The 25,776-nt window shown below is 38.2% G+C and carries 23 protein-coding genes; 10 read left to right on the top strand and 13 right to left on the bottom strand.

The genetic code is table 11. The features are described from left to right. Window positions 1-144 precede the first annotated feature (144 nt). A complete protein-coding gene (locus B4G94_RS27005; protein WP_286863178.1) occupies window positions 145-2,145 on the bottom strand; it encodes a thioredoxin domain-containing protein in 2,001 nt (666 codons plus the stop codon). 235 nt (window positions 2,146-2,380) lie between these two features. Here B4G94_RS27005 and B4G94_RS27000 point away from each other — a divergent pair, with 235 nt between their 5' ends. Genes B4G94_RS27000 through B4G94_RS26985 form a run of 4 tightly spaced genes read left to right on the top strand, consistent with a single transcriptional unit; the run spans window position 2,381 to window position 7,424 of the window. After that, window positions 2,381-2,995, top strand: a complete 615-nt coding sequence (locus B4G94_RS27000) for an RNA polymerase sigma factor (protein ID WP_286863177.1) — start codon at window positions 2,381-2,383, stop codon at window positions 2,993-2,995. Between the two features lie 2 nt (window positions 2,996-2,997). Further along, entirely contained in the window at window positions 2,998-4,011 is a 1,014-nt protein-coding gene (locus tag B4G94_RS26995) for a FecR family protein (RefSeq protein ID WP_286863176.1), read from the top strand. An 18-nt stretch (window positions 4,012-4,029) separates the two neighbouring features. Further along, window positions 4,030-6,600 carry a TonB-dependent receptor gene (locus B4G94_RS26990; RefSeq protein WP_286863173.1) on the top strand — a complete coding sequence of 857 codons (2,571 nt, stop codon included), beginning with the start codon at window positions 4,030-4,032 and terminating at the stop codon, window positions 6,598-6,600. A 5-nt stretch (window positions 6,601-6,605) separates the two neighbouring features. Continuing rightward, on the top strand, window positions 6,606-7,424 hold the full coding sequence (locus tag B4G94_RS26985) for a hypothetical protein (RefSeq protein ID WP_286863172.1): 819 nt from the start codon (window positions 6,606-6,608) through the stop codon (window positions 7,422-7,424). 214 nt (window positions 7,425-7,638) lie between these two features. Here the strand turns inward: B4G94_RS26985 and B4G94_RS26980 are convergent, their stop codons facing one another. After that, the gene (locus B4G94_RS26980; RefSeq protein WP_165309133.1) at window positions 7,639-8,130 is read right to left on the bottom strand and encodes a SixA phosphatase family protein; all 492 of its coding nucleotides are present in this window, start codon (window positions 8,128-8,130) and stop codon (window positions 7,639-7,641) included. 131 nt (window positions 8,131-8,261) lie between these two features. Between B4G94_RS26980 and B4G94_RS26975 the strand changes: the two genes are divergently transcribed. The 3 genes from B4G94_RS26975 to B4G94_RS26965 are packed head-to-tail and all read left to right on the top strand — an operon-like array spanning window position 8,262 to window position 10,706. Further along, window positions 8,262-9,251, top strand: coding sequence for a glycosyl transferase (locus B4G94_RS26975; RefSeq protein WP_286863171.1), 990 nt, complete (start codon window positions 8,262-8,264; stop codon window positions 9,249-9,251). Continuing rightward, window positions 9,251-9,652: a sugar 3,4-ketoisomerase gene (locus B4G94_RS26970; RefSeq protein ID WP_108635040.1), complete on the top strand. Its 402-nt coding sequence runs from the start codon at window positions 9,251-9,253 to the stop codon at window positions 9,650-9,652. The genes B4G94_RS26975 and B4G94_RS26970 overlap by 1 nt, the downstream gene beginning before the upstream one ends. A gap of 7 nt (window positions 9,653-9,659) precedes the next feature. Continuing rightward, on the top strand, window positions 9,660-10,706 hold the full coding sequence (locus B4G94_RS26965; RefSeq protein WP_241254850.1) for a DegT/DnrJ/EryC1/StrS family aminotransferase: 1,047 nt from the start codon (window positions 9,660-9,662) through the stop codon (window positions 10,704-10,706). Between the two features lie 66 nt (window positions 10,707-10,772). On the opposite strand, the gene B4G94_RS26960 is transcribed toward B4G94_RS26965, so the two are convergent. The 3 genes from B4G94_RS26960 to B4G94_RS26950 are packed head-to-tail and all read right to left on the bottom strand — an operon-like array spanning window position 10,773 to window position 13,826. Further along, entirely contained in the window at window positions 10,773-11,630 is an 858-nt protein-coding gene (locus tag B4G94_RS26960) for an alpha-1,2-fucosyltransferase (protein WP_165309131.1), read from the bottom strand. Between the two features lies 1 nt (window position 11,631). Continuing rightward, window positions 11,632-12,636, bottom strand: coding sequence for a glycosyltransferase family 2 protein (locus B4G94_RS26955; protein ID WP_165309130.1), 1,005 nt, complete (start codon window positions 12,634-12,636; stop codon window positions 11,632-11,634). A gap of 11 nt (window positions 12,637-12,647) precedes the next feature. Continuing rightward, window positions 12,648-13,826 (bottom strand): glycosyltransferase family 4 protein, encoded by a 1,179-nt coding sequence (locus tag B4G94_RS26950; RefSeq protein WP_165309129.1) that lies wholly within the window; start codon window positions 13,824-13,826, stop codon window positions 12,648-12,650. Window positions 13,827-13,993: 167 nt separating this feature from the next. Here B4G94_RS26950 and B4G94_RS26945 point away from each other — a divergent pair, with 167 nt between their 5' ends. After that, window positions 13,994-14,821, top strand: coding sequence for a glycosyltransferase family 2 protein (locus B4G94_RS26945; RefSeq protein WP_165309128.1), 828 nt, complete (start codon window positions 13,994-13,996; stop codon window positions 14,819-14,821). Between the two features lie 33 nt (window positions 14,822-14,854). Here the strand turns inward: B4G94_RS26945 and B4G94_RS26940 are convergent, their stop codons facing one another. Further along, on the bottom strand, window positions 14,855-15,886 hold the full coding sequence (locus B4G94_RS26940) for a hypothetical protein (protein WP_165309127.1): 1,032 nt from the start codon (window positions 15,884-15,886) through the stop codon (window positions 14,855-14,857). A gap of 141 nt (window positions 15,887-16,027) precedes the next feature. Between B4G94_RS26940 and B4G94_RS26935 the strand changes: the two genes are divergently transcribed. Continuing rightward, window positions 16,028-17,029 (top strand): hypothetical protein, encoded by a 1,002-nt coding sequence (locus B4G94_RS26935; RefSeq protein WP_286863170.1) that lies wholly within the window; start codon window positions 16,028-16,030, stop codon window positions 17,027-17,029. A 10-nt stretch (window positions 17,030-17,039) separates the two neighbouring features. Here the strand turns inward: B4G94_RS26935 and B4G94_RS26930 are convergent, their stop codons facing one another. Both B4G94_RS26930 and B4G94_RS26925 read right to left on the bottom strand, forming a co-directional pair. After that, window positions 17,040-18,071 (bottom strand): hypothetical protein, encoded by a 1,032-nt coding sequence (locus tag B4G94_RS26930; RefSeq protein WP_286863169.1) that lies wholly within the window; start codon window positions 18,069-18,071, stop codon window positions 17,040-17,042. Continuing rightward, complete coding sequence (locus B4G94_RS26925; protein WP_286863168.1) at window positions 18,068-18,823, bottom strand: glycosyltransferase family 2 protein; 756 nt, start codon at window positions 18,821-18,823, stop codon at window positions 18,068-18,070. Before B4G94_RS26925 ends, B4G94_RS26930 begins: the two co-directional genes overlap by 4 nt. 405 nt (window positions 18,824-19,228) lie before the next feature. On the opposite strand from B4G94_RS26925, the gene B4G94_RS26920 reads away from it, so the two are divergent. Continuing rightward, window positions 19,229-19,840, top strand: a complete 612-nt coding sequence (locus tag B4G94_RS26920) for a glycosyltransferase family 32 protein (protein WP_241254849.1) — start codon at window positions 19,229-19,231, stop codon at window positions 19,838-19,840. On the opposite strand, the gene B4G94_RS26915 is transcribed toward B4G94_RS26920, so the two are convergent. From B4G94_RS26915 to B4G94_RS26895, 5 genes are all read right to left on the bottom strand, one after another. Beyond that, complete coding sequence (locus B4G94_RS26915) at window positions 19,837-20,946, bottom strand: glycosyltransferase family 4 protein (protein WP_286863167.1); 1,110 nt, start codon at window positions 20,944-20,946, stop codon at window positions 19,837-19,839. The genes B4G94_RS26920 and B4G94_RS26915 overlap by 4 nt on opposite strands. Next, the gene (locus tag B4G94_RS26910; RefSeq protein WP_286863166.1) at window positions 20,943-21,968 is read right to left on the bottom strand and encodes a glycosyltransferase family 9 protein; all 1,026 of its coding nucleotides are present in this window, start codon (window positions 21,966-21,968) and stop codon (window positions 20,943-20,945) included. The genes B4G94_RS26915 and B4G94_RS26910 overlap by 4 nt, the downstream gene beginning before the upstream one ends. A gap of 4 nt (window positions 21,969-21,972) precedes the next feature. Beyond that, window positions 21,973-22,578 (bottom strand): DUF4254 domain-containing protein, encoded by a 606-nt coding sequence (locus tag B4G94_RS26905; RefSeq protein ID WP_286863165.1) that lies wholly within the window; start codon window positions 22,576-22,578, stop codon window positions 21,973-21,975. A 107-nt stretch (window positions 22,579-22,685) separates the two neighbouring features. Next, complete coding sequence (locus B4G94_RS26900) at window positions 22,686-24,167, bottom strand: NADH-quinone oxidoreductase subunit N (protein WP_286863164.1); 1,482 nt, start codon at window positions 24,165-24,167, stop codon at window positions 22,686-22,688. A gap of 6 nt (window positions 24,168-24,173) precedes the next feature. Further along, window positions 24,174-25,775 (bottom strand): complex I subunit 4 family protein, encoded by a 1,602-nt coding sequence (locus tag B4G94_RS26895; RefSeq protein ID WP_165309120.1) that lies wholly within the window; start codon window positions 25,773-25,775, stop codon window positions 24,174-24,176. Window position 25,776 lies beyond the last annotated feature (1 nt).

The following is a 25,776-nucleotide window of genomic DNA, read 5'->3' as shown; positions in this document are numbered from 1 at the left end:
TCTAAAGGTTGTTCTGCAGTTGTTTCTTCAACGAAAACTTTTTCACCGTTTTCTACTGTGTGAAGTCTGTACGTCAATGCTACGACGTCGTTTGCTTTTATAGCCATCTGATTTTGATTTTTGGAGCCCTAAGGCTACCGTTTATTAAATATAATTTATTAACGCTGTTATGGAATCTTGTGGAAGACTGCACGTCTTATTTTTACAAAGATATGCTTTTGTTTCCTTTCCGATTCTATTCTCAAGGAGAGGAAGACTTTCTTCCGTGCCGCCGAGTACAATTTTGTTTGGGATATAATGTTGATCCAGTTCCTCACGAAAAGCTAATGCTCCCTCGCCTGTCAATGCAATTTCATTGATCCCATATATTTCTTCTAGCAATAATATTGCCCAATTTGAATAAGCGGAGCCGTAAGTTTTGATTTGAGGAAATACATTCGCCAGCAATTGATCAGCTATGGCGGTATAATTCTCATCATCAAAAAGTAAACCCAAACGTTTCAACTGACGGACCATCGTGGAGGAGGAGGCGGGAATGACGTTGTCCATGATTTCACTTTTTCGGGCGATCAGCTCTTCGGCTTCTGATGAAGTATAGTAAAATGTTTTCTGCTCCGCATCATAAAATAATCCGATGGCTTTGTCAGCCAATTGCCGTGCAATGGTCAACCATTTTTGATCAAATGTGGCTTCATATAAAGTGATAAAGGCTTCTATGGTGAAAGCATAATCATCCAAAAAACCCAATATCGCACGGTTTGCATCTCGTGGCTGATGCAATATGGAGTTATTATCCTGAATCAGTTCCGTGCAAATAAACTGTGCATTGTTCAGGGCGAGATCCAGAAAATGATTGTTTCCTAGACTGCGGTAAGCATCAATTAGCCCTTTCAATAAGAGGGCATTCCAGGTGGTCAATAGCTTATGATCCAAACCCGGCCGTACGCGTTGTTCACGATAATCAAATAGTTTCCGCTTGGAAGTTTTTAAAAAATCTGCCCATTCGTCAGCTGACATATTGACCTTCGTGGCAAGTTGGTCTGCATTAATGGCGCAAATGGGAACATTCGTATGTTCTTCTTCCCAGTTACCTTTTTCGGTAATATTAAAATATTGACTAAATAGCTCGGCGTCTTTGCCCAATACTTCATCGAATTCGGCTTTTGAAAAAGAGTAGTATTTCCCTTCAATACCTTCACTATCGGCGTCCAATGCGCTGTAGAAACCATGATTGGAGGCAAGCATCTCCCTTTCGGCCCAGGCAATCGTCTCTTCGATTATTCTTTTATAAAATGGGTCTTTATTCTGTTGATAAGCTTCGGCATAAAGAGAAAGTAATTGACCATTGTCATAAAGCATTTTTTCAAAGTGGGGGATATGCCAGTAGTGGTCTACTGAATAGCGTGCAAAACCACCCCCAATCTGGTCATAGATTCCTCCGGAACCGATTTTTTTCAAGGTAAAATGGACATGGTTCAGGATTTCTTGATCATTCGTAAGAACTGCATACTTTAAAAAGAACAGCCAGTTGTTGGGCAGCGGAAATTTAGGCGCTCTTTCATAGCCACCTTCTTTCTGGTCGAATGTTTTGCTCCAGGGTAAAACGATAGCTTCGAGATCTTTATGCGTATATTGTTCGGGAATGGGATGGATGGGAAGTTTCTCTGCCCGTTGGATCCCATTCTCCAATTTATTGGCATAATCCAAAGCGACCTCAGGCTTTTCTTCCCACATTTGTGCAATCTGTAACAGGATATTCTGCCAGTCATGGGGTTTGAAATAAGTGCCGCCATAAATTGGACGACCATCGGGCAGGCAGATGCAATTCAACGGCCATCCACCGGCATTGGTCATCAGTTGGACAGCGAGCATGTATACTTGGTCGATATCAGGGCGTTCCTCGCGGTCGATTTTGATAGACACGAAAAACTTGTTCATGGTCTGTGCAATAGCCGAGTTCTCAAAGCTCTCCCGTTCCATGACGTGACACCAATGGCAGGCTGAATAGCCTATGCTGACAATAATAAGTTTATTTTCTTCCTTCGCCTTTTTTAGGGCTTCCGCTCCCCAGGGCATCCAATCCACGGGATTGTGCGCATGCTGCTTAAGGTAAGGAGAGTTTTCAAACTGCAGTTGATTCGCCATAGGACGAAGGTAGTGAAAATGGAGGAAAGATAATTGTTGTAGCGCAGCTTTCTGTTTTTTCGTTTAAGAAGGGAATATTAGCAAGGGAAATCTTATTGTTATTTAGCACTTTGTCTGAAGCAATATTGTATTTTGAAGCGGCGGAAACTTTATTTTTTCGCCTCCATAAGCACAGCTTAATTTGATGAAATTGATTACTTTTACATACGATTATTATTAGCTTTACCAAAGTCCTATGTCAAACGACGTTGACCTGCTCAAAAAGATAGTTCATAAAGATAGAGATGCTTTTGAAACTATTTATAAAGCCTATTTCCGTAAATTATATACATTGTCTTTTCGGTACCTGAGAGATGAAGCTATCGCCGAGGAACTGACAAATGATGTATTTATGATGTTATGGGAGAATGCTGGAAAGCTGGCTATTAATCAATCATTGGGGGCCTATCTATCGCGGAGTGTCATCAACCTTTCACTTACTCACCTCAAAAAGAACCAGCGCCTGAAGGATCACAACCAGAATTATTTGAAGGATTTGAACCCGGCAGACGATGCGGACCAAACCGATCACGCGACTTTATATGAATCCAAATTGTTAATGATCGAAAGTATATTAAAAGAGTTGCCTCCACAATGTCGGAAAATTGTTCTCATGAGTAAATACGATAAGATGAAACAGCAAGAAATTGCGGATCAATTGGGAATCTCCATTAAAACCGTCAAAAATCACTTGACCATTGCCTATGATAAAATTCGGGTTGCATTGGCAAAGCGAGAAACATATGTACTGTTCCTAATAGGCTTTTTATTTTTTTCATTAGGACTTTTTGTTCAGTTTGTTATCATATAGATATGGAAGAAAACAATACGTCAAGATTTATTCCTTATGGCTTGATCCAGAAAGATTTGGATGGGGTTATTTCCGCTGAGGAAAGGCTGTTGCTTGAACGTTGGCTTTCTGAGGATGTGGAAAATCCGAAACGATATGATGAAGTCAGAACGCTATCCGATGACCTTATTGTGCTGGAGCATTATAAAAATGTGGATACCAATAGCCAGTGGGATAGATTTAAACAAGGGTTGGATCGGGTACAGGCAACTGATGAAGTAACGTTGCCTACACCTATGAAAACAATCTTGAAACCTTGGATGAAACTCGTAGCTGCGGCAGTGTTGCTGATGATTGGATTTGCATGCTACCTGAACTTTGACCGTTGGATGGGGTATGAGAGCCAATTATATGGAACAGCCGAACAGGAGCATATATTATTGCCCGATAGCTCCATCATGGTGCTGTATGCAGGTGCGGAAGCAAAATTCAATACACGCACATTTAATCAGCAACGTATTGTTGAATTAAAAAAAGGAAAGGCATTTTTTGACGTAAGGCATGGCCGAACCTCTCCTTTCGTGGTCGAACTTGCCCATAATTACGTGCGTGATATCGGCACATCCTTTGAAATTAATTTACTCGCAGGGGATGTAGAGGTGCTGGTGAAAGAAGGTGCCGTGGCTTTGAGTAGTGGAAAAGGAGCTGCAGCAAAAGAACTTATCCTGCAAAAGAACGAGAAGGGCTTCTTTAAAAAAGAGACCGCTGTACTATCAAAAGTTACCGTCGATGATTTAGAAAATGACAATAAGGTAGCACAGAAACTCAGTTACTCCAACGAACGCCTGGACAGTATCTGTTCGGATCTTGAAAAGCGTTTTCAATCTCATATTGTTGTGGTTGGTGACAATTTGAAAGCACGGAAGCTAAGCATGTATTTCGATGGCCAATCACTGAATGAAATTGTGCAGATTCTTTCCAAGACTTTAAATGTGAAATGGAAAGCGAGTAAAAAAGGATACAGTATCTACGAATAGAGACTGGGGAGTATTGCTATGAAGGGTATTGTTCTGTCTCGTTTTCTCTTGTTGTGCTGGCTGATTATTTTCACTTATTCAAAATCATCTGGCCAAAGCAATCTCTCGGATTTGCAAGTTTCCATCGATACAAAAAATAAAGAGATCATTCAGATTTTGACAGAAATCAATAAAAATTACGGGATTTCTATGTCCTACGATGAGCAGATCTTTAACAGAAATATTGTTTATGGTAGGAACTTCAACAAATCCAGCCTGGAGGATCTTCTTGCGTATCTGCTGAAGGACTCGAAAATTGGTTTTACAGTGATCAACAGGGCATTGATTTTTTATCCTGAGGATAAAACTTTCACCATCAAAGGGCGAGTTGTTGACAGTTTGAGCGGAGAGAGTCTGATTGGCGCCAATTTGGTAATTGCTGGAAAAAATAGAACCGGTTTTAGTAACAACTACGGTTTCTATTCATTAACGCTTCCTAAAAACAATTATGACTGTGTGGTTAGTTACCTTGGCTATCGCACAAAAAATATGCGCTTTACACCTGAAATGGAAAATGGTTACCTTGTCATTAAGCTATCACCTATGGATATGAACCTGAAAGAGGTTGTTATTGATAGTGATTCTATTGTTGCTGATAGAGAGCAACAGCGTCTCAATGAGAAAATAAACTGGGCCCGCTTCCGGAATAATTCATTTTATAAGGGTGAAGCAGATATTATAAAAGTTTTGCAGATGCAAAACGGTATTAATGGACTCACTGAAGGAGGAAGTAATCTTTTTGTACGTGGTAGTGGAAAAGATCAGAACCTTATTCTGCTTGATGAAGCTGTTGTTTACAATCCCTCACATTTATTTGGCCTGACGTCTGTATTCAATTCGGATATTTTAAAACACACGCAGATTTATAAGGATGGGATACCTGCTAATTATGGTGGCAGACTAGCGTCCATTATGGAAATGAACACAAGAGATGGCGATAATATAGCGACGCATTTTTTTGGTGGAACAAGCCTTTTGGTTGCTCGTTTAGGGGCAGAGGGACCATTTATCAAAAGAGGTAAAGGATCTTTTTTGGTTACAGCACGCTCCAGCATTTCAAATCTACTAAATACGGAGTATCGGTTATTTAATGTCAAGGGAACCTATAGTGATTACAATGTCAAATTGAACTATGCTTTCTCAGAACGGAATAAGATCTATCTTTCAGGGTATGTCGGACAGGACGAGGTGGTTGCACTAAATAAAAATACAAATCGTTGGGGTAATTGGACTTCAACGTTACGGTGGAATTATGTACATAGTCCACGTTTGTTTATGAATATCTCTGCAATTCTTAGTAATTATCGTAATAAACTGGATGTCAGCAAGCCAGAATCTTCTGATAATAGAACCTGGCTGACGCAAATCAGGGATAAAAGTTTAAAAGCAGATTTTACCTATTTTATGGGATTAGAGCGAACACTGGATTTTGGAGCTCAGGCTACCCTTCATCGCTTTAAACCAGGTGAGATTGCTCCCGTGGATGTCAACAATGAGGATAATATTTTTAGAGCACAAGCGTATGAATATACCGGATACGCCTCGTTTAACTGGAAAATAGATTCCGCCTTCCGAGTCGTATTGGGTACTCGCGTGAATGCATTTTCCAGTACTTCTTTTGGAAGGTATTACTTACTGAATAACAATCAGTATAAAATGTTGGCTGAAGAGGCCGATAAAAGGAAAGCCTATTATGGGCTGGAACCTCGTATTACAATGATGTATAGATTTGGTTCAGGATATAGTGTGAGATTGTCTTACAATAGACTGTATCAATACCTCCAACTTCTACAAAATGACGAGTTGGCATTTTCCTCGTTGGAAGCTTGGATACCTGCAGGACAGAATATCAAACCGCAATACGCGGATGCATTCTCTTTTCGGATACATAAAATGATCTATAAAGGATCTATTAGCATAGAAGGATATTGGAAAAAGATGAAAAATCAAGTTGAGCTGATTGATCATGCACAGCTTATCTTAAATCCTTTTATCGAAACGCAGGTCAAGCAAGGGAATGGCCGTATGTATGGTGTGGAATTCTCACTGAATAAAAGAATTGGAAGCTTTGATGGTACATTTTTTTATAGCTGGTCTCGTTCTTTTCGTACAATTGCTGGAATTAATAAAGGTCAGGAATATGTTGCAAATGCTGATATTCCGCATGTTTTAAAAAGTAACTTATCCTATAGTATCAATCGTTTTATGCATTTAAATGCATTTTATACGGTGCAGTCCGGGCGTCCCTTGACGTATCCTATGGGTTTTACCGAATATGAAGGAATAGTCGTTCCGATTTATTCTAATAGAAATTCGCATCGAATGCCCTTGTTCAGCCGTTTAGATATCAGCTGTTCAATAGATCTAGAAACAAAAAAACAAAGAGAAACGGGGCGACGGAACACGCTGAACATCGGTCTCTACAATGTGCTAGACCGGCGCAATCCACTTTATTATAGCTTTTCCGAAGATGATAGTGGCAATCCGGTTGTTCAGCAGACTTCCTTTTCTGGAATTGTTCCGGCTATAAATTATGCAATTAGATTTTAAGAGTCATGAAAATAATTATTTTGTTTCTTTTCTTTTCTGTTCTCCTGTCCTGCGAAAAATCTGTAGTTGACAGGGATCAATCCTATGATATGATTGTTGAAGGCGGAATTAATACGCTCTATCAAGATCAATATATAGAGCTGAAGCGACTTAATATATCTTCGTCCGGAAGTAAGACTGAGGGAATAAGTGGCGCTGCAGTGACAGTAACTAATGGTCCCAATAGTATACTATTTGAGGATCTTGGAGATGGCCTTTATAGAGGCAGGTTATTTAATCTGAAAGATACAGTCAACAACCTGTTTCAGTTAAAAATTGAGTCAAATGGCAAGATATATGAGGCGCAAGATCAGCTTATTCCCATCGTGCCAGTAGAAAAATCTTTTATTCCTGTGGAGAAATCGGATGCTCGTCAAAATTGGCATGTAAAGGTCTCCACTTATTTATTTGGCATGCGAAACTCAAATAAATGGTTGATTTTGCCAAAAAGGGAACTTTCGAATGAAAGTATTACGGTATTTAAAGCGCCCTTCAGTTACAGTTTTAAGTTCGGAGCGCCGAATGTGTTAAATACCTTGCTGACGTCAACTTATAGCTATGAAATGAGCAAAAAGGATAGCTTATTCATTGCAAAATTTGCTATTTCTCCCCGATATGCTAAGTTTCTTTACAATTTATTCCAAGAGACAAAATGGAAAGGGCTGCTGTCTGCCGTTCCGGCAAATGTACAGGGAAATATTTCGGGCAATGCGCTGGGTTATTTCTATGTGATGGATGGTGTAGAAAAAACGGTTTCAATGAAAAATATCAGGGATAGTAAATAAACGTTGTAGCAGATAAAAAGTGAATTAAAAGCCTTATGCAAGTCGAAATTGCATAAGGCTTTTTCTATATGTCAAATTGCTGGAATCATATTTTTAATTTTTTTTAAAAATTGACCAGATTGACTAGGACTTTTTTTGCCATCAGTTGTCACTATTACAAGATTGGACTATTCAGGAGATATGTTCCAGGACCTATCGTTCTTTAATCTATATTTTAATCAACAATCTGTACAAGATCGGCACAGTTGCCGCTAAGCATTTGAAAGGTAAAGCCGGCATCGATCTTAACCTCTGCAAATGATGAGGTGCGGAGATAAGCTGACTTTCTGGTTAGGTATTCCACCAGGTCAGTCAATGTCGGGTTGTGCCCAAAAAGTAAGACATGATCAATATGATCGGGAATGGTGTTGATGACTGAAAGCAAGTGCTTGTAGGTGCACTCATAAATAGACTCTTCCATCTGAATATCAAATGATGAAGCACCCATAACGTCCAAAAAAACACGGGCGGTTTGTAAGGCTCTATTAGCGGGCGAACTGATCACAATGCTGTTTTCATCAAGTGTTAGTTTGGCTGCAAGTTTCTCTGCGACCTGTTTTGCGTGTTGTATGCCCTCGGAAGTCAATGCACGATCAAAGTCATTGACCCCGGGAATGGTTTCGGCTTTAGCATGTCGGATGATATAAAGTTTTTTACTGTTGTTCATGATTAAAATTTTTGATTCTATACTATTAACGTTTTTGTTCTCCATTTCATTGTGTTTGTGGCAGGGAGACAGCAGGTCTTGCATATGAATACAAATAATCGTAAACGAAGTTTTGAAAAAGTATATAATATATGTATAATTATTGCACCTTATTTAATTCATTGTACCTTTCACGCGGACTGGCCTTGTATCGGTCGCTTGAAAAGTGCGCAAGGAACTTTCATCTTTATATTTTTGCATTTGATGATGAATGTTATAACATTCTGAAGCGTATGGAGCTGTCTCATGCTACCATCATCTCTTTGTCGGATTTTGAAGATGAGCAATTATTGGCTGTCAAACCCACACGTACAGTAGGAGAATATTGTTGGACCTGTACACCGTCTATTATTTTATATAGCATCCGTAATTATGATCTGTCAAACTGTACCTATCTAGATGCTGATCTGTTTTTTTATGCTGATCCCGGAGTGTTGATTGAGGAGGCTAAGGGCGCTTCGGTGATTATTACCCCACATAGGTATAGTCCGATGTATGAAGATAGTGAATCGGGAGGAACTTATTGCGTACAGTTTGTTTACTTTAAAAACTCACCTGAAGGCATAACAGTGTTGGAATGGTGGCGTGCAGCCTGTATCGAGTGGTGCTATAATCGGAGAGAGCCTGGACGATTTGGGGATCAAAAATATCTGGATGAGTGGACCGGCAAATTCTCGGGAATATATGTTTCGAAACATTTAGGCGGCGGAGTCGCACCTTGGAATGTTCAGCAATATGATTTTGAGTATAAGATTGGGCAAGTTTGGGGAAGGGAGCTTGCGAGCCAACAGTTGTTTCCAGTGATATTTTATCACTTTCATGGTTTAAAATATGCAGAGAAGAATTCTTTTACACTATCTAACTACTATACATTAAACGATAATGACATCGAATTTCTCTACAAGCCATATATCAAGATGTTAACATGTGCTGACCGGGAGATCAAAGCATTATCGCGTAAGATTGTTTCGCATGAAATCAATGAAATTCCACGTATCAGAACTTCACTGCGCCGTATGTTTAAATTATATGCACTCGGCAAATTTAGAGAATACTATCACAAATCCTATTTTTTAAGATAATGGCTTATCAGATTGACCTAAAAACATTCACCGATGATCGTGGGCATTTAACGGTGATAGAAAAAGTTATTCCTTTCGATGTGCGTCGGATATTTTACATATATGGGGTAGATGGATCCACCCGCGGCGGACATCGACATCATCAAACGGTCCAAGCTGCGATCTGCCTGAAAGGGAGCTGTGCTATTTATAATCAGGATGGAACCAATGAGCGCGTTTTCGAATTGAATTCACCAGATCAATGCCTTATTTTGGAACCTAAAGATTGGCACCAGATGTTCGATTTTTCAGAAGACGCTATCCTCATGGTACTTGCTTCTGAATACTTTGATGCAACAGATTATATTTACGAACCTTATTTTATACATGATCCCTTACGAGAGCTTACAGCAAGTCAATAAAGAATTTATGGATGAATATACCGCGGCATTCCGAGAAGTGTTGAATGGAGGTTGGTATATTTTGGGAAAACAGGTGGGGCAATTTGAACAATCCTTTGCGAGCTATTGTGATGTACAGCACTGCATTGGGGTGGCCTCCGGATTGGATGCGCTTGTACTGTCATTACGTTATTTTGGCTTTAAACCGGGAGATGAAGTGATTGTCCCTGCTAATACTTATATCGCGTCGATACTCGCTGTTATGCAGGTTGGGTTAAAACCTGTTCTTGTAGAGCCCGATATACATACTTATAATATTGATCCTAGGAAAATTGAGCCCGCTATTACAACACGGACCAAAGCTATTTTAGTTGTCCATCTTTATGGAAAGATGTGTGACATGGATCCCATTCTTCAACTGGCAGATCAATATGGTTTAAAGGTTATTGAGGATTGTGCGCAAGCGCATGGCGCTAGTTATAAAGACAAAAAGGCGGGCTCATTTGGTGATTTTGGTGCATTTAGCTTTTATCCAACGAAGAATCTGGGTGCATTGGGAGATGCCGGTGCCATAACTTGCAAGGATGAGGAACTGAATAAATCTATTCGTACACTACGGAATTACGGCTCTTCGGCTAAATATGTGTTTGATGAGGTGGGGTACAACTCTAGGCTGGATGAGTTACAGGCAGCTTTTTTATCTGTAAAATTGAAGTATTTGGATAAGATTACTGTACATAAACAGATGCTGGCCGCAATTTACCGAAGTGAACTGAAGTCTGATTTTATTCTTCCGGTGGTAGAAGGTGGTTTTGAGGATGTTTACCATATTTTTGCTATACGCCATGCTGAGCGAGATCGACTAAAAACGTATTTGGTAGACAACGGTATCGGAACAGAAATTCATTATCCAATAGCTCCACACCAACAAAAAGCGATGCAGGGGATTCTATCCGGCGCAAACTATCCAATCTCAGAAGAAATTCACCGAACAATACTTAGCCTTCCGATTTCCTATGGCCACACGGAAGCGGATATTAGTCGAGTGGTTGAGGTAATGAATAAGTTTTCTTAAAGTTTTCTTATCAAGGCTGTATCTGCTTAATTAAAATGTACGGAAGAGAAAGAGAGTACTTTTACATCAAAAGGTAATGAATTCAGATAAAATCAATCCAGAAGTATCTATTGAAGTGTTGTTGATCCATTTTTTAGGAGAAACGACAACTTTGTCTGGATTACCATTTAACCAAGCTCCCCACCAACTAAAGCTGCTATTGGCAATAATGTGATGTTTACACAAAGACATAAGCTGTAGATCCCGAAAACTATTGAGGCCAATATTGTGATCGACGAAAATTGCATTTATATCTTTAAATTGAGATTTACACCAAAGAATGTCGTTGGAGAATATGACAAATACAGGTGAATCCTGTGTTTCCTCAATGTATTCTATACTTTTTCTATAGTAGTCTTCCGTACAAATATCTTTAAAAAGAGGTTCTAGTAGATAATCTCCTCTACGGACATGCAATGAGACTGCGTTTTCCTTGTGAATTAAATTTTGAATACGGATATTCTCGCTATTTTCAAATGGCGGGAATTGAAGGGTTTGCCGAAGGAGATCTTCTACTCTGTTAAGGTAATGTATGTGCTGCCAATACCCCCAGTAGTAACGATTTTCATGATCTTCAAAGATCTTTTGAGAATAGGCAAACTCCGGTGATTCTTCAATGTATGCATTTGTTGTGTTATAGATCTGCCTCAATTTTCTCCAGATCCATTTGTTATTATTTCTTAAATAGAGCTTGTGTTCAAAGGAGTTGATTTGGGGGAGATTTATATTGAAAATAGTATTTAATTCGAACCCATTATGTAATTGATAACTTTTGAAGTCACTAAGATCAGCTTTTACTGTTTTAAACTTTTGGTGCAGTGCTAATAAGAAAGCGTATTGAAATAGTTGATTGCCTAATCCACCTAAGAATTTTACTATTTTCATTTTATTTAAATAAATTTTTAACAGAATTTTTTAACGCTCTTCGGAATTGTTTTGCTGTGAAATACCGCCAGCCAAAAAATGGCCTGTTGAAGAAATAGAAAATTGTCATTTTTCCTCCGTTGTTCATGATTACTTCATACCATCGTTGGAAAATAAACCGTTTAGCATGGGTTGACGATGAATGAGGAGGCGCATAGATTCGATCGAGCAGGTCAGCATGGAGTTTCTTGTATGCGGCGATATTGATTTCGTCCCAATTGATGGGATGAGTGATCATTTTTTGGTAACTGATGTCAGCAGGCAGGCGGAGACTGCGTAGAATATTTTCTTTTATAGGTAAGACTTGATTGTAGAGATCCTGTGCATATTTCTTTGATATTCCTGAAGCATGATCACGGTAAAAAATTAGGACTTTGTCAAGGTTGCCGACAGGATATTTTGTTGAAATCCGCAAAAATAAATCGTAATCCTCAGCAAGAGGAGTGCGATATCCATTAAACTCTCTAAATACTTCAGTTCTCATCATGATCGAAGAATGAGTGAAATTGTTTCCCAAAAGTAGACGATACCGGAGTAAGCTAGGTTCTGTTTCTACCGTAAATTGTTGCCCCGTCGGTATTCCGTAGGGGTCTATGACGTCTGCATGACCACCTATTAAGGCATACTCGGGGTGAGCTTTAAATTCGTTTAATAAGGATTCAATCCGATCTGGAACGGCAATATCATCGCTGTCCATGACAGCGATAAATGCTCCATTAGCTTCTGCTAATGCTCTGTTTCTGGTGATAACAACACCTTGATTACACCCATTTTGCAGCAATCTGATTCTGCTGTCTTCGAACTTTTTAATCTCATACAAAGTATTGTCTGTCGAGCAATCGTCGATGATTAGCAGCTCAAAGTTTGAATAAGTCTGATTCAGAATGCTTTGTATTGCTAATGAAATGTACTTCTCCGTATTATATGCGGCCATAAAGACCGTTACCAGAGGGTGTTGTGAATTCATTTTAAAAGAAATTATTGAGCATTGGGAATATTTGCTAATAGCAGATTTCTGTAGTTCTTTTTAAATAATTCATAATTGAAGTCGTTTTTTACGATCTCAATTGAATTTTGAGATATAATGGGTAGTAATTCGCGATGGTTCGCAATAAACTTCAATTTATCGATAAAGTCCCTAACGAGAGATTCCTCTTCTGAATAATTTTCTATGATAAATCCAGTGTTAGTTGTCTCATTGATTTTACCTGCAACTTCTCCGACATTTGTTATTATTGGAATATTGCCTAAGGCCATCCCTTCTAATAAGACCATGGGAAAACCTTCGAAACTCGATGTTAACATAACGAAATGGCTCTTGGCATACTCAATATTTAATAGCGATTTATCTGCTATTCTGGAGATGAATTGTATATTCTTGGTCGATTGATGCTGATAATTTTCAAAATCGCCAATCATTGCAAATTTATAGGGGAGATTTAATTCCTCACTTCTACGAGCTATCTCTAGAAACACAGGTACACGTTTTTCGGGAGCATTCCTTGCAATGAATAGTATACGCAAATCATTTTTGAAATTTTTGTCTGCTGGAATTGATGGAATTTCGACTTGATTTGAAATAATTTTTATTCTTTCCGCATACTTCCGATCGACATTCTTTTGGACATAATAAGATGTTAATTGTTCTAAATGTTTTGGTCCTAAAACGACCCTGTTGTCCAATAAAGGAACTAAAGGCAAGGATATCTCTTCAAAAGAATGATCCCCGATAAAATAATGGATTAGATCTATCTTTTTGACATTTGGAGACAAGAATGGCAATAGATAATAAAAAAGATGGCTATTGCATCCAAATACGACAGCATTTGGTGTGTTGTTTATTTTGAATGCAATTTTTTTTGCAATATGTTTTTTGAAGCTTGTTTTCTTGGACCAACGAAACAATTCAATAAGCATAGCATGTTTTGTAAACTCATTTTTAAAGTCGTTGCTGGTAGAGTGTTCAGTAATAAAACAAACTGGATTTTGGTCTTTTATGGAATTTAAAATATCTAAATGCACGCGCTCTGCTCCTCCAATGTGATAAACGGGGAAGAAACAATAAACTGAAGTTTTCGATTTATTTATTTTCTTTATAATAGATGGATACTTCAAGATGGAGGTAATTGTCTGAAGCCATTTTTTGGTTTTTTGCATAAAGTATGATCAAGCCTGTTACGAGGGCAAAATACAAAAAAAATGGTAGATTGGTAGAAAAGATGAGTCAAAATAGACGTATTATGAAGTGATTGAAGTAAAAAAATATTAACTTTGTCAACGATAATAACTAGAATTTATCGCATATTATTTAGTTTATAATCCCGATGTTTCAAAAAGATTTAGTGAGTATCGTTATACCCGCATATAACGCTGAAAAGACAGTGATAGAGACCCTAGAATCTGTCATTAACCAAATATATAAAAATATTGAAGTGATTGTTGTCAATGACGGTTCTACCGATAATACGTTAAATATTGTCAAGGAATTTGCTGAAGCTTATCCCAATATAAAGGTCCTTTCAAAAAATAATGAGGGATTGCCCGCGACAAGAAATTACGGATTTAAATATGTAACTGGTGAGTATCTTGTTTTTCTTGATGCCGATGATTTATTAGATGCTACTTATGTCGCCTCTTGTGTAGAACAGTATCACAATAATAGCCAGTTAGATATTGTATACACTCAAACTCAACTTTTTGAACGAGAGACAGGCCTTATGGAATCTTGGGATTATTCTAAGGAATCCATATTATGGACAAATTGTTTTACGGCAACTGCCATGATGAAAAGTGAGAATCTTAAGACCATCGGCCTATATGATACAAATCTAAAATTTGCCGAAGATTGGGAGATGTGGATCCGAATGACGGCACAATTTGATAACGTCTACAAAATCAACAAGCCCTTGTTTTATTATCGAAAAAGACATACGAAAGATTCAATGACCGATGAAAATCGGAAACAAAATATTTCAGATGAGTCTTGGTTGTATATTTATAATAAGCACTATACTTTATACAAGAACAATAATTATGGAATAGAGAGGCTGTTTGATAGAGTACATTCTGAGGATAGAATAAGGAAGAAGTACTACAATGTCTGGTACAGAAAGCTGTTTTATTATCTTAAAGGACGTAAGAAAGGGGGGTAGTTTTTATTGATAACAGATGAGTAGGCTGCCGTGTTACAGGATTTTCGGTAATGTAATTGGGCAAAAGTTGCCTAATTTTAAAACAAACTTTATCCAGTTATCTAGTGCGTATTTTTCTTTGATTTCCTGTGATAAAGGGCGATATGGTGCATTATAAAAATTCAAAAATTCCTGTGTTGACTGATTGTCCCAAATTAGCATGTTATTAGGATCATAAAATTCATAATTTGCAACCTCTTTATTGGTCGTAATTAGTTTTTTATCATAACCTATAGATTCGAAAATTCTAAATGACAGACCAGATTGACTTTGTATTTGGACATCTATTAATAAGGAAGAGTTCAAAACATGGTTTAAATTTTCTTGATAGGTCGTCATGCGAGAGCTTGTTTCGAAGCCTAATTTATTCGCTTCTTTTATTTCTCTACTATTCTTTGAATAAATAATAAAATTGATAGGGAAAGATACATCTTCCAATGTCTTTTTTATCTCAATCAACGCTGTAATTTTATCTTTTTGATAGGAATTGATACTAAAAGCTTTTGTTTTACCCTGCATCGATTCTAATTGAAGTATTTTACTTGAAAAGTAAAAATTAGTACAGCCTGTAATATTTGTATTTGCTTCGAGATCTTTGGGATCAAATGCATAAAAATGGTTGAAATATGGTATATAATCCGTGACATTAACATAACGATCCATTCCATCCCATTGGTAAGCAACTATGGTATCAATTTTATTTTTTATCCTTTTAAAGAAATCTAAGGGGAATAGATCTGGTCGAATGAATAATGCATAACGAATTTTATCATATTTGTTCAATTCCTTAATTAAATTTTTTGTGATGACTTCAGAACGAACTTTTGATTTGTATTTTTTATCCTTTAGAATTGTCTTTCGAAAGAAATTATTGATCCTCGTTGAAAAATTAGGATATTTAAAGTCATTGTTTATTTTAGAAAGATCTATCACATCATATCCTATAGCGGTAAGCTCATTTTTGATTGAATCTGAAAAACCAAAATCCTCAGGGGCACCAAAGACTATCGTCACTCGCTCTTGCATTCTTTTTGTTTGATAACGGATATGGATAAATAAACGCGACAATATCAAAGACAAATCGTCAATATCAATAACAAATTTAGAATTTTATTTTATTTTATTTAAATCAAGCGGTAGTTTTGGGATCAATCAAGTGAGGTAAGTATGAAAACTAATCGAAAAAAAAGTATTATTCTTGGCATGCCAAGAACGTTCAGTATATATGAAGTTTTGGTGAATCGCTTAGAACAGCTTGGTTTTGAGGTTATTGATATTAGCTATGATGATGATGTTTTTAAATATCGAAATATCTGTGATAGGCTGGTGAATTTATATCATAAGACTATCTTAAATAATAAAGGATATAAGAATAAATTGAAGTTTAAGGCATTAGGAGTTGAGGTTGTAAAGCGTTTACAAGCGATAGAAGATAAAGTAGATTATTGTTTATTGATTCGCGCTGATATATATCCTGAGGAAGTGATTGATCAAATTAAGATGAAAACAAATAAGATGATCGCTTATCAATGGGATGGTGTTAACCGTTACCCAGCTGTAAAGAAACTTGTATACAAGTTTGATCGTTTTTTTGTTTTCGATAGTAAAGATGCAGAGCAGGAAGACGAAAGATTTATAGCGACTACTAATTTCTATTTTGGGCATTTAGATAATATTGAAATAAAACCCAAGCCGTCTACGTTCTTTTTCGTGGGAACTTTTATGAAAGTAAGATGGCAGCAAATTTCCGATACGATCCAACTTATAATTCAAAACAACGGTGCTCCCAATTTCTATTTATATACGGGTGAGAAAGATATGACTAAGGAATATCATATAGATGGGATCAACTTTATTAATAATCCGCTTACATATCAGGAAAACATAAATTTAGCTTTACAAAACGAAATATTTGTAGATTTTTTGGTGGATGCTCATAATGGGTTGTCTTTTCGAGTTTTTGAAGCAATTGGTTATGGTCGAAAATTAATTACCAATAATAAGGAAGTAATGAACTATGACTTCTATCATCCACATAATATCTATGTCCTAAATCATGAAGAGCGTACTTTAAGCGAATTTCTAAATATACCATACAGTCCAATTAATACCGAGATATTGAACAAGTATAACTTTGACAACTGGATTTATCGAATTTTAGAAAATTGATCTAGCTTTATTAGTTGGAGATATTCAATGGAGGATAGACAATTTTTGAAAAATCATCTGTTGTTGAAGAAATCCCGAAAACGTGGTTCACCCAATGATTAAGCGAGTATTTTTGATATAGGTTTTTGGAAATCTTTTGATATGAAAGAGTAAAAAATTGATCTTCGATATTAGAAAGATCATAGTTAACTATCAAATAATTCGTTGAATTATAGAAGTCATATGTTTGTATCGATACATTATCAGTAATAATCTTTTTCTCAAAAGCCATTGCTTCAAAAATGCGGAAGCTTAGGCCTTCCTGCCCATCACGCATTAAATCAATAATAACTTTGGATTTTTTATATTCCTCTAGAACAATGTTTCCATCTAACGGCTTATCTTTAAATTCAATCAATTTATAGCCAGAGGGTTTGAGTATAAAATTGCGTAATTTCTCTTTCCATACCTGTTTCCCCACGACGATAATTTTGCTTTTTATTTTCATTGTAGAGAGATGAGAGGCTAATTTACGGAGCAATTTAATGCGCCTTTTGTCATAAGATGTTATATAGAATAAGTCGTTTTCAATCGTATCGCATTGAAGAGGCTGATCAGAAAGATAGTTATAATTGGTGATCTTCTCAAAACCATATTTTTTTACATCCTTATCTTCAAATGAATAGATCTTATCAAACAGATCCAATTTGTCTTCTACAGGAAAACGCTCTAGATTGTCGTATAGATAGGAAATCAGATATGGAGTATAAGATTTGATTTGCTTAATGGTCTCATAGTCCAAATTATGGGGATTGAGTACAAGGATCTTGTCCTGAGGGCCGAGCTTAGCCAGCGAATCAAGCACATATTGTTGGCGTTTGATATGCTTGATATTTTTGTTTAGGAAGATTTTGCTCAGGGCATTGCGGAACCGTTCACCGAAACTTTTGTACCGATAGGATCCCATATTAATATGAGAGGCATCAATACCCTTTTCTTGTAACTTCTTTACAATATGGTGGTCGTAATTCCAGTAATCAAAGCTTATAATACAAATCTTCATTTTTTTTCTTCTCTTTTCAACGACATAAAAGTTTCATGTACGCTGAGACTTTGTAAGTAGCAAAGTTGATATCCTCGTCTTCCGTCAAGAATACCTAGTTTCAAAAAGTATGCCTTAAAAAATTTAAAGGACACTTTTGCCAGGTGACTCAATAGCGAATAACGTTTGTTCTTCGCATAGAGCTCCTTGCCTTTAAGCGTTCCATAATGAACCATTTTCTCTTTGTAAGATGCATAATCAGCAAAAGAATAATGCCATATTTTATTTTTTAAACTACCAATCGTACCGTTGACTATCAATGTCTCGTGGACCTTCTTCTTGCTGTCGTATGTAGCCTTACTTTTTTTGAAGAGACGGAAATTCTTGTCGTTTTGTGTTCCAGAAAAATTGATCCGCTCACCGCAAAAGAAAAATAAGCGATACATATAATATGCGTCTTTCGCTTGTGGATCATTGATGGTCTCCACTATTTCAGTCTGGCATGCCTTAGTCAGGCGTTCATCCGCATCCAAAAATAGTACCCAGTCGTTACTGGCGTATGTCAATGCCAAATTCCGCTGTTTGGTAAAATCTTCGAACTTATTTTGATAGATTTTTACTTTAGGATGCAATCGGGCAAGTTCCAGGGTACGATCGGTACTGAACGAATCCACTAAAATGATTTCGTCGGCAAATTCTAAACTTTTAAGAACTTCGCTAATATTATCCTCTTCGTTGTATGTAATAATTAAAGCGCTTATTTTTTGACTCACGTATACGATTTAATTAAAAAGTTGGACCATACTATATCAATCATAACGTATTAGTTTCTCATTTCGTTACATTAGGCTGGAAAAAATGACAATTATTGTTTTGCAATTTAGTCCTTAAGCTCAAAAAGCTTTTTCATTGTGACAAATATATTACATATTTTTTGTAATAAAACAAAAAAACGGAAATGCTTTTTTACGGAGGATTGTCAAAGAAATGTATTTTCGATTATCAAATACAAAAACTTAAACCTTATTAATTATATATGATTATTTTTGCACGAAAAGTAATAGCAAATTATTTTTTATGACGTTATATTAGCGTTATTTACGTGTTTAAATTCAATATAGTAAGTGGCTATTCCAAAAGTTATATACCAGACTTTCAAGACAAATAAAATTCCTTTATTGACCAAATTTTATATCTGGCGATTTTTAAGAAAAAATAAAGGTTACCGTAGAGAGTTTTTTGATGATGCTCAGGTGGATGCGTTTGTTAAGGAGTCTTTTGACGAACGCACTTATCGTGCTTATTCACGGCTTCAAATAGGTGCTGCAAAGGCTGACTTTTTTAGGTATGCGATCTTGTACATTAGAGGCGGTATATATTTGGATCTTGATAGTGACATTACGGGTAAATTAGATCAGGTAATTCGAACAGATGATGTCGCTGTAGTGGCGCGGGAGAAAAAGTGGCAACAATATTTTGCGCAATGGGCGCTTATTTTTGACAAGGGACACCCCTTTCTGGAAGAAACCATCAAACTCATTGTTGAAAATATTGAAAACAATAGATTTCCGCACGATGTGCATTCGATGACTGGTCCGACTGTTTATTCGCTGGCAATCAATAATGTTATTGCGCGTAATCCGGAGGTCTCGTACCGCATTTATACCGATGATTACAAAGGCATCATGAAATTTAAGTATAAATTGGGGAAGATCCTTATCTATGGGGATCGCTCTAAACACTGGAAGAAACTGCAAAAAGTCATTCCCGTCGTAAAGGCTGAAAATTAAAGTATAAGGTATTGCTCTGCCCACTGACTGGCCAAATGCTCATCATTAAACTTTTGAACATAATCCAGACCTTTGATACGCATGTCTTGGCGGAGCATAGAATCCTCAATAACCGTTTTGACTGTATGGCGGATATTTTCAATGTCATGTGGTGATACATATTGCGAAAATGGGCCTCCTGCTTCTGGAAAAACTCCTGAATCTGTAGTAATTACAGGGGTGCCTGAATACAACGCTTCAATAATGGGGATACCAAATCCTTCATATATAGATGGGTAGATGAATGCGATAGCTGAGGAATATAAAATAGAAAGCTCTTGCATGTCCAGGCCATTAAGAAAATAGACCCTATGCTCCATTTGATGCTTGCTAATAAACTCTTTAAGCTGAAGTTGGTATTTGGTGCTTTTTCCCACTATGACTAAAGGTATGTCAATATTTTCTATTGCCTTGACAATGGAAAGTGCATTTTTCCGCTCTTCTATCGTTCCTACATTCAACAGGAACTCATCGGGTAATCCTAAGCGTTTTTTCAAGGCCTCCTTTTCAATGGCCGTCTTTTCTATTTTAAATGCCTCGTGGCAGCCTTGATAGATGATAGCTATCTTTTCAGGCGGGATATCGAAAAATTCAACAATATCATTTTTAGTCTGTTTACTGATCGCAATAATTTTATCTGCCCGACGACAGGCATGGGCAAATTTCTTTTTATAGATCCAACGGTCAATCGGATGGTATAGCGAAGGGTAACGCATGAAAATTAAATCGTGTATACTCACTAGCGATTTAATTTTGGCAGAAGCTAGATCGACAGGAATTTCTCCAGAAAGACCATGAAAAATATCGATCTGATCTCTTTTCAAATCCGAAACTATTCTTTTGGTTCGCCAGAGATTGGGGAAATTTTGGTTGATATATCCCTGTGGTTTCTTAATCTGTTCAGGACTGACGAGATTCGCATAGCGTTCGATAGATGTACTGGGCGTATAGAGGATATAGTCATTTTGCGGAGCAAACTTTGATAAAATGCGTATCAGATCCCGGCTGTAATTGCCCAAGCCTGATGCGTTGTTAAAAAAACGTTTTGCATCAAATCCTATCCTCATCTTATCTCCGTTATTTTTTCGATCACCATTTCCGGTGTAATTAAATCAATTGCTTCTGTACCGTCACAATCGCAAGGTTTGTTGCCATACACGGAACTAGGGCGGTTGGGATGCTCCACTTGGATACAGTCCTCCGCTTGTTGCCCATACCCGGTAAATCCTGCGTACGGATGTGTTGCCCCCCATAACGACAGGCATCTTACGCCCATCAATGAAGCCATATGCAACCCAGACGAATCCATGCTGATCATCAGGTCCAGATTGGATATGATATCCAGTTCTTCCCGCAAAGTAAATTTTCCAATCGTATTATAGGTGTTTGGAAAACGTTCAGTCCAGTTTTGTGCAATTTGAAATTCTTCCTTACCGCCTCCAAAGAGCAATACATCATATCCATGATGTGTCAGATAGTCCATGATCTGTTCCATCTTTACCTGTGAAACGATTTTATAGCGATGTTGTGCAAAAGGGGCGATGCCAATTTTTTTGCGATCAAAATTACCGAACATGCTGAATGCTACTTTGGGGACATCCTGCAAATTAAGCGCCAATTTATGACTAAGCTCAACGTGGAACCCCAGCGCACGAAAGACATCGGCATAACGTTCAACAGTCAGTTTCAGTTGATGCTTAACCTTATGTTCCTTCCGTGTAAGAGCTTTTTTTTCTGCACGGCCTTTGTCCAGTTGTCTGACCCTCATGCCAGCAAGCGAAAATAACACCGCAAGGACGCGCGAGCGTAAATTGTAGTGTAAATCTGCTAAAGCATCAGCACCATATTGTGCCAGTTCCTTTTTTAACCGGATCAGTCCAAAAAAACCTTTATGAATTGTCTTCGGCTCAAAGGAATGGAACCTGACATTCTTTATGCCCTCAAAAAATGGGGCAAAAAATTGACGGCTCACCATGATAATCTCTACCGTAGGATACTGCTGGCAAAATTCTTTCAATACAGAAGCCACCATGGCGACATCGCCCATGGCAGAAAACCGGGTTACTATAATTCGCTGCGGCAATGGCATGTCCTTATTTTCCGGATGTATAAAGTACAGGGTTCAGTTCGGGGTCGTTATACATTTTCATCTGCTTATAGACTTTCATGTATTTTTCACCCGATTCTATAGCCGTCAATAATTCGTCGATACTTTGTGAAAGATCCATACGTTGCTCCAGCAAGATGTTCAATTTGTTCTGACAGGCGGAGATATGCGCTTCTGTGGCATCTGAACGGAGCGTTTCTTGCTCCATATGATAGATTTTTAAAGCGAGGATGGACAACCTGTCGATGGCCCAAGCTGGACTTTCGGTATTGATCTTTGCTGAAGGCAATGCTTCGATATCTTGGTATTTCTGCAAAAAGTAGCTGTCTATATATTCGACCGTATCCGTGCGGTACTGGTTAGACTCATCGATGCGCCGTTTCCAATATAATCCGTCCTTGGGATCGATGGCAGGATTACGTACAACATCTTCCATGTGCCATTGTACGGTGTCAATCCAGCACTTTAAGTACAGGAGATGTTCTAGGGATTGTTTGTCATACGGATTCTGGATTGGATGATCAATCTGATCGTATACGTGGTAATCCTGGATAGCACGTTGAAAAATGGGATTTGCTATTGCACTAATCATGGTACAAATATAAAATATATTATGGAGTTATCCTTAATTACAAGCGCTGTATAAACACAGTAAAATTAGGGATGGATCACACTATTGAAGAAAGAGCGGTGATGATTTTAAAAAATAGAAAGCAAGGTGTCCGGGAACAGTCCGAGCAAGATCACCAAAAGGGTGCACAGCAAGCCAATACCGAGCAGCAAAGGATTGGATTTGCCTGTATATGGATCCACACTGTCTTTTAAGAATGCGTTCAATGGAATTTTAAAGTAATAAAATAGGGAAATCACAGAGGTTAGGGCTCCCACGATTAATAAAGCAAGCAAGCCAAAGGATTGGAAGCTTTGATATTGTTCGAATACCTTTGAAAATATCAGGAGCTTACCGACAAATCCAGCGGTGGGAGGCAAACCGATCAAAGCGATTAGCACTAAAGAAAAAGCGGTGAACAATACGGGAGATTGCTTGCCCAACCCTTTGTAAGCGTCAATCGAAGTGCTGCCCAAGCTGACTTCCAAACTATCAATAAAGATAAAGACAGCGATATTCATCAGGGCATAAATTGATAAATAGAATAGTAAGACATTCGATTCATTATTTTGATAGACCAATACCGCCATCAACAATATGCCCGTATGACCGATAGAAGAATAGGCCATCATCCGCTTGGCATCTTGTTGACGCAGGGCTGCCAGATTACCGATCAGCATGGTTGCAATGGCAATGATGATGATCGCGTAAGCCAGAAAATCGCTGAAATAAAAAGATACAGCAAGCCAGGCTGCAAGTAGCTTAGAAAGAAGTACTACAACGGCAATTTTCGGTACAGTCGCCAGGTAGGTGGTGATCACTGTTGGTGCTCCCTGGTAAACATCGGGACTCCAGACGTGAAAAGGAAAGAAACTCAGTTTAAAACCAATACCGGTCAGCAGAAAAAGGAGGGCAATATTGATCATTAACTGTGGAGCCTCCATCAGACCAGCGATATGACTTGGCGCATCAAAATTTAAGTTTCCCGTGAAACCATATAGCAAGGATAAGCCATAGAGCATAACCGCAGCGCAGGTCGATCCAAAGAGTACATATTTCATCGCTGCTTCGGACTGTGCTTTGGTGGACGAAAAATAACCGACCATAATATAGGAACTGATGGATACGGTTTCTACTGCGATGAAGATCATCAGCCAATTGCTCGACATGGTCAAAAGATTCAACCCTAAAGTCGCCGTTAAGAGTACGGCATACAAATCTCCCAGAGGTCGATCATGCTGATGACGCTGCTGAATAAAAATTGTAATGAGCAGGGTTGAAAGCAGGATAATCAGCCGTGCCGATGTTGCGAATGTATCAATGTGGATCATGTCGAAGAATCCAACCATCTCCACATGGCTTAATCCTTGTCCCAATAGGTAACAACCACTCAACAATAATCCAGCTATTGTAATCGTAAACGATGCTTTGTCCCAATATTTATCAACGAAAAGACTGGCGATAATAGTACCTATAAAAGTAATGATCAGTGTTAATTCCGGTTTGAAATAGGGAATACTACCAATAATTTGATCAATAAATGAACTGATATATGGACTGAATGCGAGCATGCTGGATTAAATAAATTGTTGGATAAAGCTGACCAGATTCAATACACTTGCATTGAGGTTGCTGAATACCAAGGATGGCATTATACCCAGTAAAAGAGCAAGAGCCAAGGTTGGAAATAGAATCAGCTGTTCACGACTATTGATATCGGTCAGTTCATTGGCCCAAGATTCCCCTCCTTTCAGCCTGATCTCTCCAAAAAACATCCGTTGCAGTGTCCATAACAGATAAGCTGCACTCAAGAGAATACCGATAGAACCTGCTAAGGCCATCCAGCGTGGAAGGCCTGTACCTACACTGGCGGCGTTGAACGAACCGATGATAACAAATGCTTCGCCGATAAATGCAGAGAAACCAGGGAGGCCCAATGAAGCAAAGAAAGCAATGGCAACATAGCCTGTATACTTAGGCATAAGCTGAGCTAAACCTCGGAAACTATAGATGTTTCGATCATGTACACGGTCATAAACCACACCGACAAGAAAGAAAAGTGCCGCCGATAGAAAACCATGGGAAATCATTTGGAACATGGCGCCTGAAATTCCTTCGGCTGTCAATGAGGCTATACCAAGCAATACAAAGCCCATATGGGATACCGATGAATAGGCAATCATCCGTTTTAAATCTTTTTGAGCTAAGGCATTTAATGCCCCGTAGATAATGGAGATGACGCCGATCAGTCCAAGCCACCAATTGGACAGTGCGGCCATGTCGGGAAAAATGCTATAACAAATACGGATAATGCCATAGCCACCTATTTTCAACAGGATACCTGCTAAGATAATGGATACTGGTGTCGGTGCCTCGACGTGTGCGTCAGGTAACCAGGTATGCAACGGTACGATAGGCACTTTGATCGCAAAAGCGAAAAAGAGCACCACAAAGCCAACTAATCTGGCCGAAACACCCAATATTTCCTGATAGCCATCCCAGGCGAAGATTGAATCTCCTAAATAATTCTGTGGATTCATCATGTAGATCATATTAAAGGTATGTGCCCCAGTTTCGGGGTTGATAACCGAAAAATATAAACCTACAATGATTAATAACATAAATACCGAACCAAAAAGGGTATAAAGAAAGAATTTTATGGCAGCATATTCACGGCGTGCCCCGCCCCAGATACCAATCAGGAAGTAGAGCGGCAAGAGCATGACCTCATAGAATAAATAGAACAGGAAGAAATCCAAAGCACAAAAGATGCCCATTACAGCCATGTTGAGGACCATAAGTAAGGCGAAGTATCCTTTGGGGCTTTTCTGTATATTCCAGGAGGCACCGATTGCCATCAACATCACAAAAGCGCTGAGCAGCAGTAATGGCATGGAAATACCATCTATCCCGATCAGGTAATCGATCTCTAATTTTCCGATGGAGCCCAAGTCCAAGCGAATCCAGGCAAGTTGTTCAACAAATTGGTATCCTGCCAGATCTTGTACGCCGGTCTTGCTGGCATCAAAATGGGCATAGCATATGCCGGCAAGTACAAATTGTACGGCCGTGAATGCTAAGGCAATATATTTGTAACTCGATTTGTATCGTGTTGGTAGGGCGAGGATAAACGCCGTCGCCAGAAGCGGTAAAAATATCAGTAAGGATAAAATAGGCATT

The organism is Sphingobacterium sp. UBA7625, assembly GCF_002484085.1.
Lineage (GTDB): Bacteria > Bacteroidota > Bacteroidia > Sphingobacteriales > Sphingobacteriaceae > Sphingobacterium > Sphingobacterium athyrii.
Note: the sequence above shows the minus strand (reverse complement) of the source record. Positions and strands in the feature narration are given on the sequence as shown.

What these genes read in the sequence shown, in the direction of transcription:
- B4G94_RS27005 (WP_286863178.1), bottom strand. Translation starts at nt 2,145, where the DNA reads ATGGCGAATCAACTGCAGTTTGAAAACTCTCCTTACCTTAAGCAGCAT.
- B4G94_RS27000 (WP_286863177.1), top strand. Translation starts at nt 2,381, where the DNA reads ATGTCAAACGACGTTGACCTGCTCAAAAAGATAGTTCATAAAGATAGA.
- B4G94_RS26995 (WP_286863176.1), top strand. Translation starts at nt 2,998, where the DNA reads ATGGAAGAAAACAATACGTCAAGATTTATTCCTTATGGCTTGATCCAG.
- B4G94_RS26990 (WP_286863173.1), top strand. Translation starts at nt 4,030, where the DNA reads ATGAAGGGTATTGTTCTGTCTCGTTTTCTCTTGTTGTGCTGGCTGATT.
- B4G94_RS26985 (WP_286863172.1), top strand. Translation starts at nt 6,606, where the DNA reads ATGAAAATAATTATTTTGTTTCTTTTCTTTTCTGTTCTCCTGTCCTGC.
- B4G94_RS26980 (WP_165309133.1), bottom strand. Translation starts at nt 8,130, where the DNA reads ATGAACAACAGTAAAAAACTTTATATCATCCGACATGCTAAAGCCGAA.
- B4G94_RS26975 (WP_286863171.1), top strand. Translation starts at nt 8,262, where the DNA reads ATGTATAATTATTGCACCTTATTTAATTCATTGTACCTTTCACGCGGA.
- B4G94_RS26970 (WP_108635040.1), top strand. Translation starts at nt 9,251, where the DNA reads ATGGCTTATCAGATTGACCTAAAAACATTCACCGATGATCGTGGGCAT.
- B4G94_RS26965 (WP_241254850.1), top strand. Translation starts at nt 9,660, where the DNA reads ATGGATGAATATACCGCGGCATTCCGAGAAGTGTTGAATGGAGGTTGG.
- B4G94_RS26960 (WP_165309131.1), bottom strand. Translation starts at nt 11,630, where the DNA reads ATGAAAATAGTAAAATTCTTAGGTGGATTAGGCAATCAACTATTTCAA.
- B4G94_RS26955 (WP_165309130.1), bottom strand. Translation starts at nt 12,636, where the DNA reads ATGAATTCACAACACCCTCTGGTAACGGTCTTTATGGCCGCATATAAT.
- B4G94_RS26950 (WP_165309129.1), bottom strand. Translation starts at nt 13,826, where the DNA reads ATGCAAAAAACCAAAAAATGGCTTCAGACAATTACCTCCATCTTGAAG.
- B4G94_RS26945 (WP_165309128.1), top strand. Translation starts at nt 13,994, where the DNA reads ATGTTTCAAAAAGATTTAGTGAGTATCGTTATACCCGCATATAACGCT.
- B4G94_RS26940 (WP_165309127.1), bottom strand. Translation starts at nt 15,886, where the DNA reads ATGCAAGAGCGAGTGACGATAGTCTTTGGTGCCCCTGAGGATTTTGGT.
- B4G94_RS26935 (WP_286863170.1), top strand. Translation starts at nt 16,028, where the DNA reads ATGAAAACTAATCGAAAAAAAAGTATTATTCTTGGCATGCCAAGAACG.
- B4G94_RS26930 (WP_286863169.1), bottom strand. Translation starts at nt 18,071, where the DNA reads ATGAAGATTTGTATTATAAGCTTTGATTACTGGAATTACGACCACCAT.
- B4G94_RS26915 (WP_286863167.1), bottom strand. Translation starts at nt 20,946, where the DNA reads ATGAGGATAGGATTTGATGCAAAACGTTTTTTTAACAACGCATCAGGC.
- B4G94_RS26910 (WP_286863166.1), bottom strand. Translation starts at nt 21,968, where the DNA reads ATGCCATTGCCGCAGCGAATTATAGTAACCCGGTTTTCTGCCATGGGC.
- B4G94_RS26905 (WP_286863165.1), bottom strand. Translation starts at nt 22,578, where the DNA reads ATGATTAGTGCAATAGCAAATCCCATTTTTCAACGTGCTATCCAGGAT.
- B4G94_RS26900 (WP_286863164.1), bottom strand. Translation starts at nt 24,167, where the DNA reads ATGCTCGCATTCAGTCCATATATCAGTTCATTTATTGATCAAATTATT.
- B4G94_RS26895 (WP_165309120.1), bottom strand. Translation starts at nt 25,775, where the DNA reads ATGCCTATTTTATCCTTACTGATATTTTTACCGCTTCTGGCGACGGCG.